Genomic DNA, 13,999 nt, shown 5'->3' on the forward strand with positions numbered 1-13,999 from the left:
CCTAAATGCATTGAGTTAAGTCACCCGCATCCCATCCACTTCATCTTGGCTAACAAGGAGATCACAGTGCAGTTCCACCACAATGGTTATGTTTCCCAAGACCCCCGCGTCCTCGAGCCCGCAGGTTATGGCGTCGACCGCACCAGCGAGCTGCCAGACACCATGGACGTCCTCATCGTGGGCTCCGGGCCGGCGGGCATGATCACGGCTGCACAGCTGGCAATGTTCCCAAGCGTCAACACTCGCATCATCGAGCGCCGCCCGCACCGCCTCATCCTGGGCCAGGCAGACGGTATCCAGTCCCGTTCCGTGGAGACTTTCCAGGCCTTCGGCTTTGCCAAGGAAATCACCGAAGAGGCCTACGAGATCACCGAGATGTCCTTCTGGAACCCGGATCCAGAAAACCGCGAGCACATTATCCGCGGCGCCCGCCCCGTCGATGACGAGGGTGGCATCTCCGAGTTCCCACACCTCATCGTCAACCAGGCCCGCGTTCTGGATTACTTCGCCCGCTTTGCCCACCGCGCCCCGGGCCGCATCGAACCGGACTATGGCTGGAAGTTCATCGAGCTCGAGGTAGGGGAGGGCGAATACCCCGTCGCCGTCAAGCTCGAAGATGAGAACGGCAATCCCCGCACGGTCCACGCCAAGTACGTCGTCGGCTCGGACGGCGCCAAGTCCCGCGTGCGCAAGTCCATCGGCCGCTCCTTAAACGGCGATCAGGCCAACCACGCGTGGGGCGTCATGGACGTCGTGGTCGATACCGACTTCCCAGATTGGCGCACCAAGTGTGCCATCCACTCCAAGGCCGGCTCGATCCTCCACATCCCGCGCGAGGGCGGCTACCTCTGCCGCATCTACGTCGACTTGGGCGTCGTCCCAGAAGGTGACAACGGCAAGGTGCGCGAGACGCCAATCGAGAAGATCATTGAGAAGGCCAACGAGATCTACTCTCCTTATTTCATCGATGTGAAGATGGTGGCTTGGCACTCCGTCTACGAAGTAGGCCACCGCCTGGTCGATGCCTTTGATGACAACAACGATTCCCCGCGCGTCTTCCTCACCGGCGATGCTTGCCATACCCACTCCGCGAAGGCGGGCCAGGGTATGAACGTTTCCATGCAGGATGGTTTCAACATCGGCTGGAAGCTTGGCCACGTCTTGGATGGCCGCGCGCCGGAGGAGCTGCTGAGCACCTACCATGGCGAGCGCCAGCCAGCCGCACAGAACCTCATCAACTTCGATAAGGAATGGTCCACCCTCATGGCCACCCCGCCGGAGGAGCTCGAGGATCCGTGCGCGGTGGAGAAGTACTACGTCGCCGCCGAGGAATTCGCCGCCGGCATGATGACCCAGTACGAGGAGAACATCATCGTCGGCGACACCCAGCATCAAGAACTGGCCACTGGCTTCCCGGTGGGCAAGCGTTTTAAGTCCTTTGAGGTTCTCCGCCGCTGCGACGCAGTTCCGCAGCACCTGGGCCACCAGCACTTCGCAGACGGCCGCTACCGCATCTACGCTTTTGCCGACACCCCGAAGGCCGGCGAGGAATCCAAGCTCAGCGCCTGGGCCGAGCGGATGAAGGAGGTTCTGGCCAAGTTCACTCCCGCTGATGCCGACGAGAACACCTACTTCGACGTCAAGGCCATCTACCAGCAGACCAACCACCACGATTACGAGCTCTTGGACGCCCCGCGTCTCTTCCGCCCCCTTAACGGCAAGTTCCATATCCCCAATTGGGAGAACGTATTCAACGCCCTGCCCGAAGAGCGCGACATCTTCGAAGCCCGCGGCATCTCCCGCGAGGGCGCTGCTATCATCGTCCGCCCAGACCAATACGTCGGCGCGGTCCTGCCGCTTGACGACGCCGCGGCTGTCGAGGCCTACTTCGACAAGGCGCTGTTGCCAACCAAGTAAGCAACAGCTCTAAATAGCAGCCACAAACAACGCCCCGCGTAGTGTTTCACGTGAAACACTACGCGGGGCGTTAAGCGTTAGCAGCGCCTAGGAGTGCTTAGCCAGGAGCGCTTCCAGACGCTCCGCGAGCGGCTGGCGGTTCAGCTCCGCTCCCTTCTCGCGGAGATCGGCAGCTTCAAATTCTGGAAGGACCTTATCCAAGACCTCGTTAGAAGATTCTTCTGGGTGCTTCAACGCACGATAGAAAGCGGCACTCAACACGATTTGTTCCATCACCGCTATGGGCTTGCCCGGAGCATATTCCGGAGCATCCGGCTCAAAGTCCCAGACCTGGACCCAGTCGAGGCCGAAGAACTTGGGACAATTTCCTTCCACGATTTCGCGGGCGAAGTTGCGGGGAACGGCAGCGCTACGGCGGCCCGGATCGAAGATAGCGAGGACTGGCTCGCCATCGTCCTCTCCAACCACGAGCCAATCGCTGCCGTGGTATTCCACCAGCGATTGGCCGAGCACGAGCTCAACCTCATCGACACTGAGCTTCGGAGCGACCTCACGGGCGAAGGCGTCGACATATGGCGCTTGCCATGTCTTGTGCTTCTTCAGCTCCTCATCGTCGCCGTGAACTTCCATGAAACGCTTGAAGGACTCGGCCGCTTCCTCACGGCGCTTGGTTAGTTGCTCCGAGTACTGTTCTTGAAGTGGTGCAAGTTTGGATTCAAGTGTGCCCATGGTCACAACCATACATCGGAGCATTCATTCTGTCCGTGCATAAAATGTGCTCGAAACCACACACGTAGCGCACACTCATGCTAAGGTGTGTCTCATGCAACTTCTGACCAACAAATCCCAGAACTGGTGGTGGCGCGCGTAACTGCGGGCCAGTTCACTCGAACCCAGAAGATTTAGGCTCGCGCTATGCGGGCCTTTCGTGGTTTTATAACCACCATGGCGCACGCGGCGCGAATCTAAAGCTTCAAAACTTTAAAAGCTACAGACAACATATAGCCGCGAAAGGCCACCACGAATGCCACCACGAATGCCACCAACCCCTACCTCCGGACCGGTCTTCCATACCGCCTCCCGAGCGATACCTTATGAGCAGGATGCGTCGCTGCTTTTTCACCGGCTCGCGCAGTCGAAGGATAGCCTCCTCCTTGAGGCCGCCGACATCGAGTCGAAGAAGAACCTCAATTGCATCGCAGTTCTCCAGGCCGCATTGAAAGTTACCTGCCGGGGACAGCGTGTCACAGCCACGCCACTGACTGAAGTGGGCGAGGCAATGATGGAGCGCCTCAAGGATCAGCTTGGCGGGTACTTCGATGGCGAGGCGTTCGCCTTTAGCCTTTCCGCGAAGAGCGACGAGCGCGAGCGCCTCCGCGACGTTTCGACCGCCGCCGTACTTCGCGCTCTTCAATTAGATGCCGGATACTCCACGCGGGATGGCGCCCTTCCATTCGTCGGCGGCGGCTTTGCTTATGACTATCTCGAGACCTTCGAGAAACTGCCCGCCGTAGGGGAGGGCCCGAACGATTATCCGGATTATGAGTTTGTCGTCGCGCAGACGCTACTGACCATCGACCACGCCGCAGAGACCGCCGCGTTGCATGCGGTCGACCTGAGTGAGGACGCGGCGTCGGCAAGCTTAGCAGAGCTCGCATCCATCGAGCCGCAAGCTCTAGAACCCGCGCCGGACCGTGATCGCCTCGTTGCGGAAGCTTCGATCTCCGACTCCGAGTTCCGCACCATTGTGTCACAGTTACAAAATAACGTGACTTCGGGGGACATCTACCAAGTGGTGCCCGCCCGCGCATTTTCCCTCGATTGCCCCGACGCCTTCGCCGCCTACCGCCAACTGCGCGAGACGAACCCTTCGCCGTATATGTTCTACGTGCGCGGCGCGGACTACGAACTTTTCGGCGCCTCACCAGAATCCAACCTAAAGTTCGACGCCCCAAGCCGCGAGGTTCAGCTTTATCCCATCGCCGGCACCCGGCCGCGCGGGCTCAACAAGGATGGCAGCATCAACCACGAACTCGACATCCGCAATGAGCTCGAAATGCGCACGGATAACAAGGAAGTTGCCGAGCACACGATGCTCGTGGAACTGGCCCGCAACGACCTCGCGCGCGTGGCCGTCCCACAGACCCGCAAGGTCGCCGAGCTCCTCCAGGTGGATCGCTACTCCCGCGTGATGCACTTGGTTTCACGTGTAACCGCCACCCTCCACGAGGACTACGACGCCCTCGACGCCTATCGCGCATGCATGAACATGGGCACCCTCACCGGCGCCCCGAAGCTTCGCGCGATGGAACTCATCCGCGAAACCGAGAAAACGCGCCGCGGTTCCTACGGCGGGGCAGTGGGTTACCTGAAGGGCGATGGCTCCATGGATAACTGCATCGTCATCCGCTCCGCCTACGTGAAAGGCGGGGTAGCGGTGGTTCAGGCTGGCGCCGGCGTTGTCCGCGATTCCGTGCCGCAGGCCGAAGCCGATGAAACCTTGCACAAGGCCTATGCCGTGCTGCACGCCATCACACTCGCTCATAACGCAAAACTGGAGGTTGTCCGGTGACTCATTCCACGCAGACTCATTCCCCGCACGTGGTGCTCATCGATAACCACGATTCCTTCGTCTACAACTTGGTCGACGCACTCGCCGGCTACCGCACGACCATCTTCCGCAATACCGTCTCGGTTGAAGAAGTCCTGGCTGCGGAACCCGACATCATCTGTCTCTCCCCAGGCCCGGGCCACCCGCGCGAGGCCGGCTGCATGATGGAACTCATCGATAAGGTGCTGGGGAAGATCCCGTTGTTTGGCATCTGCCTCGGCTTCCAAGCGCTGCTGGATCACCACGGCGGCATCGTCGAGCCCTGCGGCCCGGTACACGGCAAGTCGGTCCGGATGACCCTCACTAAAGCTGGCGCGAAACATCCCATCTTCACCGGGCTCGCCGTCGACTCCGAGCCGGATAATCCGGATTACGTCGGCACCCAAGTCCCAGTGGCGCGCTATCACTCCCTGGGCTGCAAGCAAATCTCTACAGGAATGCGGGCGCTGGCCACCACCGAGACCGCCATCGGAGACGTCGTCATGGCGGCCGAGACCGAGGACCAGATGGCCTTCGGGGTCCAGTTCCACCCAGAGTCCGTACTTAGTCCCACCGGGCCCATCATGTTGGAACGCTGCATCGAGTATTTGTCCGCGAAGTAGATATTTGGAAAGGCCAACTAAATGGAAAACGAGAACGCACTGAAGCTGCTCCAGGAGTACTTGAACACCGCCGAACCCACCCTCGAACAAGCCGAGAAGGTCTTTACTCCTCTGACCGTCGGCGAGTACGACGACATTCACATCGCCGCTTTGCTCATCCACATCCGCACCAGGGGCGAGACGCTTGCCGACGTCGCCGGTGCCGCCCATGCCTTCCTGAAGGCCGGGCGCCCTTTCCCCATCACGGGCGAGGGCCTGATGGACACCGCGGGCACTGGTGGTGACGGCGCGAATACCATCAACATCACCTCCGCGGCGTCGCTAGTCGCAGCCTCCGATGGGGTGAAGATGATTAAACACGGCAACCGCTCGGTCTCTTCCAAGTCGGGTTCGGCCGACGTCCTCGAGGCGCTGAACATCCCACTGGACCTCAACCCCGAGCGAGCTGTACGCCAATTTGAGGAGTCCAACTTCACCTTCCTCTTCGCCCCAGCCTATAACCCGGCGGTGGCACACGTGCAGCCGGTGCGCAAAGCACTCGGCATCTCCACCATCTTCAACACCCTCGGTCCACTGCTTTCCCCGGGCCGCCCGGAGTTTCAGATCATGGGCATCGCCAACCCCGCGCAGGGACGCCTCATCGCGGAAGTCTTCAAGGAGCTAGGCCGCACTCGCGCGTTAGTGGTCCACGGTGCGGGCACCGATGAGATTGCTGTCCACGGCACCACCCACGTGTGGGAGCTAAAGGATGGCGAGATCACCGAATATGACGTCACGCCAGAAAGCCTCGGCGTTGAACGCCACGAGCTCGCAGACCTCGTCGGCGGCGACGGCGCGGAGAATGCGCAGCTGCTTCGCGACGTCTTCGCGGGGGAGGGCAAGCCCGCGCACCGCGATGCCATCGTCGCCGCGGCGGGCGCGATGTTCTATCTCTACGGCAAGACCGCAACCATTGCCGAGGGCGTTGCCCACGCGAAGGAAATCATCGACTCCGGCCAGGTGGCCGGGTGGTTGCGCACCCACGAGGAGGCCAACTATGCCTAAGCTGCCAACGGTGTTGGAAGGGATCGTCGCGGGGCGCCGCACCCATCTCGCGGAGATCCATGAGCGCATCGCCCACGTGGATCTGGCGAACCTGCCGAAGTCGGAGCGTTCGCTTTACGACGCCCTGAATGGCACCAATCGTTTCATCATGGAGTGCAAGTCCTCCTCACCTTCGCTCGGACTTATTCGCGAGCACTACGAGCCGGGTGCCATCGCGCGCATCTACTCCCGCTATGCCTCGGCAATTTCGGTACTGTGCGAACCCGATAAGTTCGGCGGCGATTATGATCATCTGCAAACCGTCGCGATGTCCACACATCTGCCGGTGCTGTGCAAGGACTTCATCATCGACCCGATTCAGGTTTATGCCGCGCGCTACTATGGCGCCGACGCCATCTTGTTGATGATGTCCATCGTCGACGACGCGACCTACGCGGAGCTGAAGGCGCTCGCCGATTCCTTAGGACTGGACGTACTGACGGAGGCGATTACCAAGGAGGAGGTCGACCGCGCCGTCGCCTTCGGCGTCGACATCATCGGCATCAATAATCGGAACCTCCACGATCTGAGCATCGACCTGACGCGTTCGGAAAAGCTCGCGGAATATGTTCCGCAAGGCAAGATCATTGTCTCCGAGTCAGGAATCCGCGATAACCAGACGGTGCGTCGCATCGGCGGCCACGCCAACGCTTTCCTCGTCGGCTCTCAACTGACGAGCCAGCCGGACATTGACCTGGCCGCGCGCCGCCTCGTCTACGGCGACAACAAGGTCTGCGGACTCAGTACTCCTTCCGCGGCACAGGCAGCCCGCACGGCCGGTGCCATCTACGGTGGACTCATCTTCGAGGAGGACTCTCCGCGCAATGTTTCACGTGAAACTGCGGAACAGATCATCAGCCACGAGCCGGGGCTGCGTTACGTTGCGGTCTCGCGCCGCACATCCAACTTCGCGGAGATTGCATTCGAGGGCATCCACGCAATCCAGCTGCATGCCCCGTATCAGGGGAGCGTCGAAGCCGAGCGCGCGCTCATCGCGGAGGCCCGCAAGCATTCGAACTTTGTCTGGCGTGCCATCGACATGACGGCGCCGGATGCCCCGGACTTGGCGCGGGCGCTTGCCGGAGACGCGGATCTCCTCGTTCTCGACACCGGCCGCGGCGGCACGGGGCAGACCTTCGATTGGTCCACGGTTCCACGTGATATCCCGGCCCTCCTCGCTGGAGGACTCAACCTCGAGAATCTGGAGGAAGCGCTCGCCGTCGGCACCGCCGGCCTCGACCTCAACTCCGGAATGGAGACCTCCCGCGGCAAGGACTCTGGCCTCATCGCCCGCGCCTTCCAAACCATCCGCAACTACACAAATCCTTAAATTGACTTCTTCACAACACCCCGACACAGGAAAGAACATGACTGAAACACAAGAAACCAGGGAAACCTTGCTCCCGGCCTACTTCGGTGAATTCGGCGGGCAATTCGTGCCAGAATCCCTCATCCCAGCTCTCGATCAGCTTGAGCAAGCCTTCGTAGATGCCCAGAACGATCCCTCCTTCCGTGAGGATCTCGCCGGCTACCTGAAGGATTACCTCGGCCGCCCGACTCCGCTGACTGAGGCAACCAAGCTAGGCGGCAAGGCCCGCATCTTCCTCAAACGTGAGGACTTGGTGCACGGTGGTGCACACAAGACGAACCAAGTAATCGGCCAAGCTCTGCTGGCCAAGCGCATGGGCAAGACCCGCATCATCGCAGAGACCGGCGCCGGCCAGCATGGCACCGCCACCGCACTGGCTTGCGCGCTGCTCGACCTTGAGTGCGTGGTCTACATGGGAGCCAAGGATGTCGAGCGCCAGCAGCCCAACGTCTACCGCATGGAACTCATGGGCGCCAAAGTCGTCCCAGTCGACACCGGTTCCGGCACCCTCAAGGACGCCGTTAACGAAGCACTGCGTGATTGGACCGCAACCTTCCACGAGTCCCACTATCTCCTCGGTACTGCCGCCGGCCCGCACCCATTCCCAACCATCGTGCGCGAGTTCCACAAGGTCATCTCTGAAGAGGCCAAGGCACAGATGATCGAACAGACTGGCGCGCTGCCAGACCTCGTCGTCGCCTGTGTCGGCGGCGGCTCCAATGCCATCGGCATGTTTGCCGATTTCATCGAAGACGAGGGAGTCGAGCTAGTTGGCGCTGAGCCAGGAGGCGAGGGCCTCGACTCCGGTAAGCACGGCGCCACCATCAACAACGGAACGGTAGGCATCCTCCACGGTGCGCGCTCCTATCTGATGCGCAATGCTGACGGCCAAGTAGAGGAGTCTTACTCCATATCCGCCGGCCTGGATTACCCGGGCGTCGGCCCACAGCACGCACACCTGTCTAAGACCGGCCGCGCTAAGTACGTCGGCATCACCGATGCCGAGGCACTCGAAGCCTTTCAGCTACTGAGCAAGAAAGAGGGCATCATCCCGGCCCTCGAATCTTCCCACGCTCTGGCCTACGCGTTGAAGCGTAAAGAAGAAGACATCACCATCCTCGTATCCCTTTCTGGCCGCGGCGATAAAGACATCGACCATGTCCGTCACACCCTCGAGCAGAACCCACAGCTGCGCCTCAAGGAGGAAAACTAATGAGCCGCTACGACACCCTGTTTGCCGCCCTCAAGGACGAGGGAGCATTCGTTCCTTTCATCATGCTGAGCGATCCCTCTCTGGAAGTAGCTCTGGAGATCGTCCGCGCGGCCGTCGCCGGCGGTGCCGACGCCCTCGAGTTGGGCGTTCCTTTCTCCGACCCAGTTGCCGATGGCCCGACGATTCAGGCCTCGCACATCCGCGCGCTAGCCAACGGCGCGACCGTCGATGCCGCAATTGAGCAGATCAAGCAGATTCGCTCCGAGTTTCCGGAGCTTCCCATCGGCATGCTGATCTACGGCAACGTCCCATTCACCCGCGGCATCGAGAACTTCTATCAGGAGTTCCACGATGCGGGTGCAGATAGCATCCTGCTTCCCGACGTCCCGGTGCGCGAAGGCGCCCCATTCGTCGCGGCCGCGGAAAAGGCTGGCGTCGACCCAATCTTCATCGCACCGGCACAGGCGAGCGAGAAGACCTTGGCAGGCGTGGCTAAGTACTCCAAGGGTTACATCTATGCCATCTCCCGCGATGGCGTGACTGGTACGGAGAAAGCCTCAGAGACCCGCGGCCTCGACGAAGTGGTCGCCAACGTCAAACGCTTCGAAGGCGCTCCGGTTCTCCTCGGCTTCGGCATCTCCACCCCAGAACATGTTGCCGACGCCATCGCCGCCGGCGCAGCGGGCGCTATCACCGGCTCCGCAATCACCAAGATCATTGAGAAGCACGTTTCACGTGAAACCGACATTGATATCGATGCCCTTAAGCAAGACATCACCGACTTCGTCGCATCCATGAAGGCCGCAACCAAGCGGTAACAGCGCAACGTAGCTAGGTTCTTAGAACGTAAGCAAAACGAAAAGGACCCGAGGGAAAGTTCTCACCTGAACTATCCTCGGGCCCTAGTTTTGGATTAAGCGCCTATAAAACCAACTCTTACTGTTGTTCGGCTGGGGAAGCGGATTGCTCGTCAAGGCCCTCAATTTCGCCGCGCGCGAAGCGATCCACAATCATCGCGATTGCACCGTCGCCCGTGACATTCGCTGCGGTTCCGACAGAGTCGATGGCAATGTATGCCGCAATCATAAGCGCCACGAGGGAATCATCGAAGCCCATGTTTGCCTGCAGAAGACCCACCGCAACCATCCCCGCACCGCCTGGGACGCCAGGCGCAGCAACCATCATGATGGCCAGAAGAAAGATGAACCCTGCCGCCTCGCCAAAGGAAACATCCATGCCCGTCATCGTGACGATGGCGAAAGCGTACAGGGTCAGCTTGATCATCGAGCCCGAGATGTGGATGGTTGCACCGAGCGGAATGACGAAACCAGCCACCGGACGGGAGATGCCATTCTTGAGCGCGGACTCTAGGGAGACCGGAATCGTGGCAGCCGAGGATGAGGTACCCAGCGCGGTGAAATAGGCCGGTGCCATATTCTTTAGCGCGACGAAGGGATTCTTCCGCGCGATTGCACCAGCGACCAGGTACTGGAAGAGGAGGTACACGATGGTCATGACGACGGCGAGGATAAGCACCTTCGAGAAGGCAACGAGGACGTCGCCAAGATTGCCATTCATTCCCAGCGACAAGAACATGCCGAAGATGTAGATCGGCAGAAGCGGAACGACGAATCCCCAGATGATCTTGACTACGACGGCTTCCAGCTCTTTGGTCACCGCGTAGAGAGTGTCGGATTTCACCGCAGTCATCGCGACGCCGATACAGAAGGACAAAAGCAACGCCGACATTACTTCAAATGGCGGCGGCATATCCACGGTGAAGTAGGGCTGCAGCGCGCCTTCCTCAATATCGGACACGTTGGTATCGATGTTCTGGCCCGCAAGCATCGTTGGATAAAGCGCGACTGACAATCCATAGGCAATGAAGCCCGCGAGAATTGTGGAGCCATACGCGAGTGCGACCGTCATTCCGAGCCACTTGCCGGCGCCGCGACCAAGCCCCGCAATCGCAGGCGCCACGAGGGCGAAAATCAGAACTGGGATGAAAAAGCCCAGGAAATTTCCGAAGAGCCCATTGAACGTGGCGAAGATGCGCGCGGCCCATTCCGGCAGAATGAAGCTGGCAGCAATGCCCAATATGATCGCGGCGACGATCTTAAAGAGCAAAGAGCCAGTAATACTCTTGAGGTTCATTTAGCTTTCTTTTCATTGTTATGTGGTGCGTGTGACGACTGTTTTCTTTGGCACAACACGAGCAGAATGTTACCAAACGAGCGGCTTTTCACACTCATCGTAAAATCGCCGCGAACCCACGAAGAGCTGGATTTTCTTCTGGCAAATTCAGGGATAAACTAGGGGACATGCTCGCGATAGCCATCATCTTCTTTACCCTCGCCGCCATATTCCTCATCGTGGGCGGCCTCGCCACCGCGCGTAAGCTCCCCGGTAATAGTGTCGTGGGCCTCCGCCTGGTAGAGATCCGCAAGACTAAGGAAGCTTGGGACAATGCTCATGCAATCGCTGGCCCATTCTGGATGCTGGCTGGTGTCTCTTTGCTCTTCGGCGGAGTCGTGGCGATCTCCGCACGCGGCTGGATGTGGACCATCCCGGCCCTGACTTTTGTTATTTCCATCCTGGCACTGTCCATCGGATCCAACATGGGTTCCCGCGCAGCCTTCCTGTGGGATGAAGCCCACAAGGCAGAAGAGGGCTGCGGCGACAGCTGCAACTGTGGCGACGATGGATGCGGCTCCACCGAACCCGAGGTAGATCTCGGCGCGCTCCGCAAGGCAGCCGAGCAAGCAGATCGCGCCTAGCAAGCCTTCAGCCCTCGCGCCGCGGGGGCTATTTTCATGGCGTTTCATAAAGACACAGTGATGTTAATTAACAAATCAGATAGTCTAAAGACTTATCGTCATAGGTGACTTTAACATTGGCAACTTATGTCAGCCGAAAATGGGGAGTGTAAAGAATTTGTTTACTCCAAGACTTGGCCTCACCCGTCGAAAGGAAACTTGACCGAATGTCCAAAAGAATGCGATAGGGTAGACACATGACTCAGTGTTCACGTCGCATCTTCCTTCTTGGCTCCGCAACCACCTTCGCGGGCGCCTACCTTGCCGCATGCGGTAAGGAACCAAGCGCAGAAATCGCAGCCACCGAGGTTCCGGTCGGCTCGGCCATCATCGTAGACAAGGTCATCTTCGCGCAACCCAAGAAGGGTGAGTTTAAAGCATACTCGCAGACTTGCCCACACCAGGGCAGCCTAATCACCCAGATCGAGGAGATGACGGCAACCTGCACCACACATTTCACTTCTTACAACTTGGAAGACGGTTCCGTCATTGATGGTCCGGGCAGTAAGCCACTGACCGAGTACGGCGTTGAGACCGAAGGCGACAAGGTTAAGAACGTCTCGGCTTAACACCAAAAACAGCGAGTGTTTCACGTGAAACACTCGCTCTTTTGCTTAATAACGCCGAAACACTAAGACGCAATCACCGAGCGCGGCTATAGGAGGGGAGCGCCTCCAACGGTGAACCGAGTTCTTCGGCAGCGCGTCGCGGCCAATAGGGGGTCCTTTAATGCGGCACGGCCAACCTCAATGACATCGGCTCGATCGGCAGCAAGAATTTCTTCGGCGTGCTGCGGCTCAGTAATGAGGCCAACCGCCGAAACCGGCAGGCCCGCTTCACGGACCTTAGTGGCATAGTCCACCTGATATTCAGGTCCAACCGGAATATCGGCATGCGCGTTGCCGCCGGTAGATACGTCAATCAGGTCGACCCCACGTTCACGCAGCTGCACGGCAAGGCTGACGGTCTCCTCGACATTCCAAGCTGGACGATCAAAGATCCAATCGGCGGCATCCACACGCGGTTGGGAAACTCGACGCCGCGCAAGGTCAGCGGAGTAAATAGCTTAGTCATGCTCACATGCTACCGATAAGATTTGCTCATGACTTCGCGCCTCAAGAAGATAGATCCGCTCATCTTGCTCATCGTCTCCGCGGTAATAGTCGCTATTATTTTCCCGGCCAGAGGAGAATTTGCCGCAGTCTTCGACTCGTTAACGAACATCGCTATTGCGCTGCTGTTCTTCCTCTACGGTGCTCGTCTTTCTACTGCGGAAGCACTGGCAGGGCTGAAAAATTGGCGCTTACATTTAACGATCTTGGCTTTTACTTTCGTGGCCTATCCGTTGCTGGGATTAGCACTTCGCCCACTTACGGCATTCATTTCACAGGACATGTATCTGGGAATCCTGTTCCTAACGCTGGTGCCATCAACAGTGCAATCCTCGGTGGCCTTTACCTCGGTGGCGAAAGGAAATGTCGCGGGAGCCATCGTGTCTGCCTCGGCCTCAAACCTAGTCGGAGTCGTCCTAACTCCTTTGTTAGTCATGGCGCTGATGGGCGCGGGAGATGGCATATCGGTAGACGGGGGAGTCTTCCTGGAGATCAGTCTGCTTCTGCTTGCACCTTTCGTTTTAGGTCAACTCACGCGTCGCTGGGTAAAGGACTTTGCCGCTAACAAAGGCACAAAGATCGTCGACCGTGGTTCGATCGCGATGGTGGTTTATGGCGCCTTCTCCAAGGGAGTGGTCGACGGCATCTGGGGCTCAATCAAGATCTGGGAGCTGGTGTCCCTCGTGGCGCTTTCCATCGCTATGGTGGCCTTCATGCTGTGGCTAACGCGCATCATTAGCTCCCACATCGGGTTCGGGCGCGAGGACGTCATCGCCATCGAATTCTGTGGTTCCAAGAAGTCTCTCGCCACCGGGCTGCCCATGGCGTCAGTTATCTTCGCGGCGGGTGGGACCTCATTGGGGCTTTTAATCCTGCCGCTGATGATTTACCACCAGGTTCAGCTAATGATCTGCTCCTGGCTGGCCGCCCGGTATGCTGGGCAGTCATGAGCACCCTGATGTACATCCGCACTACCATGGAGGTCCCGGGCGTCGGTTCCGCCATTCACGTAGCGGAAATGGAAGAAGTAGACGCCGAGACCTGCACCATGCTGCGCATGATTGCGCTCGCGCCAAACGACGCCGTGGCAGGCGCCGCCACCCCAAATAAATCGGTGGGAAACGCCGACATCCCGCAATCCACGGTGCCGCATCCAAACACCTACGACAATTACCCGAATATCAGCGCGGAGCATGTCTCCGAAGAGGATTTCACGGCACTGTGGACCGAGGCTTTGGCGCTCTACGGAGATCTATAAGACGCTTCGAGGTAGAAG

The 13,999-nt window shown here is 59.2% G+C and carries 14 protein-coding genes; 11 read left to right on the forward strand and 3 right to left on the reverse strand.

Annotated elements, in window-relative coordinates; genetic code table 11:
* Positions 1 to 66 precede the first annotated feature (66 nt).
* Positions 67 to 1,917: an FAD-dependent monooxygenase gene (locus HMPREF3158_RS03300; RefSeq protein WP_070497313.1), complete on the forward strand. Its 1,851-nt coding sequence runs from the start codon at positions 67 to 69 to the stop codon at positions 1,915 to 1,917.
* An 87-nt stretch (positions 1,918 to 2,004) separates the two neighbouring features.
* Here HMPREF3158_RS03300 and HMPREF3158_RS03305 read toward each other — a convergent pair whose 3' ends face one another.
* A complete protein-coding gene (locus HMPREF3158_RS03305; protein WP_141740987.1) occupies positions 2,005 to 2,646 on the reverse strand; it encodes a hypothetical protein in 642 nt (213 codons plus the stop codon).
* 295 nt (positions 2,647 to 2,941) lie between these two features.
* On the opposite strand from HMPREF3158_RS03305, the gene HMPREF3158_RS03310 reads away from it, so the two are divergent.
* The 6 genes from HMPREF3158_RS03310 to trpA are packed head-to-tail and all read left to right on the forward strand — an operon-like array spanning position 2,942 to position 9,613.
* Positions 2,942 to 4,489 carry an anthranilate synthase component 1 gene (locus tag HMPREF3158_RS03310; protein ID WP_371326195.1) on the forward strand — a complete coding sequence of 516 codons (1,548 nt, stop codon included), beginning with the start codon at positions 2,942 to 2,944 and terminating at the stop codon, positions 4,487 to 4,489.
* Positions 4,486 to 5,130 carry an anthranilate synthase component II gene (locus HMPREF3158_RS03315; protein WP_070497319.1) on the forward strand — a complete coding sequence of 215 codons (645 nt, stop codon included), beginning with the start codon at positions 4,486 to 4,488 and terminating at the stop codon, positions 5,128 to 5,130. Before HMPREF3158_RS03310 ends, HMPREF3158_RS03315 begins: the two co-directional genes overlap by 4 nt.
* Before the next feature lie 21 nt (positions 5,131 to 5,151).
* On the forward strand, positions 5,152 to 6,174 hold the full coding sequence (trpD, locus tag HMPREF3158_RS03320) for an anthranilate phosphoribosyltransferase (protein ID WP_070497320.1): 1,023 nt from the start codon (positions 5,152 to 5,154) through the stop codon (positions 6,172 to 6,174).
* Positions 6,167 to 7,543 (forward strand): bifunctional indole-3-glycerol-phosphate synthase TrpC/phosphoribosylanthranilate isomerase TrpF, encoded by a 1,377-nt coding sequence (trpCF, locus tag HMPREF3158_RS03325; RefSeq protein ID WP_070497322.1) that lies wholly within the window; start codon positions 6,167 to 6,169, stop codon positions 7,541 to 7,543. Before trpD ends, trpCF begins: the two co-directional genes overlap by 8 nt.
* Positions 7,544 to 7,580: 37 nt before the next feature.
* Positions 7,581 to 8,795, forward strand: coding sequence for a tryptophan synthase subunit beta (trpB, locus tag HMPREF3158_RS03330; protein WP_062036553.1), 1,215 nt, complete (start codon positions 7,581 to 7,583; stop codon positions 8,793 to 8,795).
* On the forward strand, positions 8,795 to 9,613 hold the full coding sequence (trpA, locus tag HMPREF3158_RS03335) for a tryptophan synthase subunit alpha (RefSeq protein WP_070497324.1): 819 nt from the start codon (positions 8,795 to 8,797) through the stop codon (positions 9,611 to 9,613). Before trpB ends, trpA begins: the two co-directional genes overlap by 1 nt.
* Before the next feature lie 118 nt (positions 9,614 to 9,731).
* On the opposite strand, the gene HMPREF3158_RS03340 is transcribed toward trpA, so the two are convergent.
* Positions 9,732 to 10,949, reverse strand: coding sequence for a dicarboxylate/amino acid:cation symporter (locus HMPREF3158_RS03340; protein ID WP_070497326.1), 1,218 nt, complete (start codon positions 10,947 to 10,949; stop codon positions 9,732 to 9,734).
* A 167-nt stretch (positions 10,950 to 11,116) separates the two neighbouring features.
* On the opposite strand from HMPREF3158_RS03340, the gene HMPREF3158_RS03345 reads away from it, so the two are divergent.
* Both HMPREF3158_RS03345 and HMPREF3158_RS03350 read left to right on the forward strand, forming a co-directional pair.
* On the forward strand, positions 11,117 to 11,572 hold the full coding sequence (locus tag HMPREF3158_RS03345; protein ID WP_062036547.1) for an SdpI family protein: 456 nt from the start codon (positions 11,117 to 11,119) through the stop codon (positions 11,570 to 11,572).
* 236 nt (positions 11,573 to 11,808) lie between these two features.
* Positions 11,809 to 12,180: a Rieske (2Fe-2S) protein gene (locus HMPREF3158_RS03350; RefSeq protein WP_062036545.1), complete on the forward strand. Its 372-nt coding sequence runs from the start codon at positions 11,809 to 11,811 to the stop codon at positions 12,178 to 12,180.
* A gap of 86 nt (positions 12,181 to 12,266) precedes the next feature.
* Here the strand turns inward: HMPREF3158_RS03350 and HMPREF3158_RS03355 are convergent, their stop codons facing one another.
* Positions 12,267 to 12,629, reverse strand: coding sequence for an oxidoreductase (locus tag HMPREF3158_RS03355; protein WP_062036543.1), 363 nt, complete (start codon positions 12,627 to 12,629; stop codon positions 12,267 to 12,269).
* Between the two features lie 84 nt (positions 12,630 to 12,713).
* On the opposite strand from HMPREF3158_RS03355, the gene HMPREF3158_RS03360 reads away from it, so the two are divergent.
* Both HMPREF3158_RS03360 and HMPREF3158_RS03365 read left to right on the forward strand, forming a co-directional pair.
* Positions 12,714 to 13,673 carry a bile acid:sodium symporter family protein gene (locus HMPREF3158_RS03360; protein ID WP_062036541.1) on the forward strand — a complete coding sequence of 320 codons (960 nt, stop codon included), beginning with the start codon at positions 12,714 to 12,716 and terminating at the stop codon, positions 13,671 to 13,673.
* Positions 13,670 to 13,981: a hypothetical protein gene (locus HMPREF3158_RS03365; RefSeq protein ID WP_061925465.1), complete on the forward strand. Its 312-nt coding sequence runs from the start codon at positions 13,670 to 13,672 to the stop codon at positions 13,979 to 13,981. Before HMPREF3158_RS03360 ends, HMPREF3158_RS03365 begins: the two co-directional genes overlap by 4 nt.
* The last annotated feature ends 18 nt before the right edge of the window (positions 13,982 to 13,999 follow it).

The sequence above is a fragment of the Corynebacterium sp. HMSC06G04 genome, from assembly GCF_001807365.1.
Lineage (GTDB): Bacteria > Actinomycetota > Actinomycetes > Mycobacteriales > Mycobacteriaceae > Corynebacterium > Corynebacterium simulans.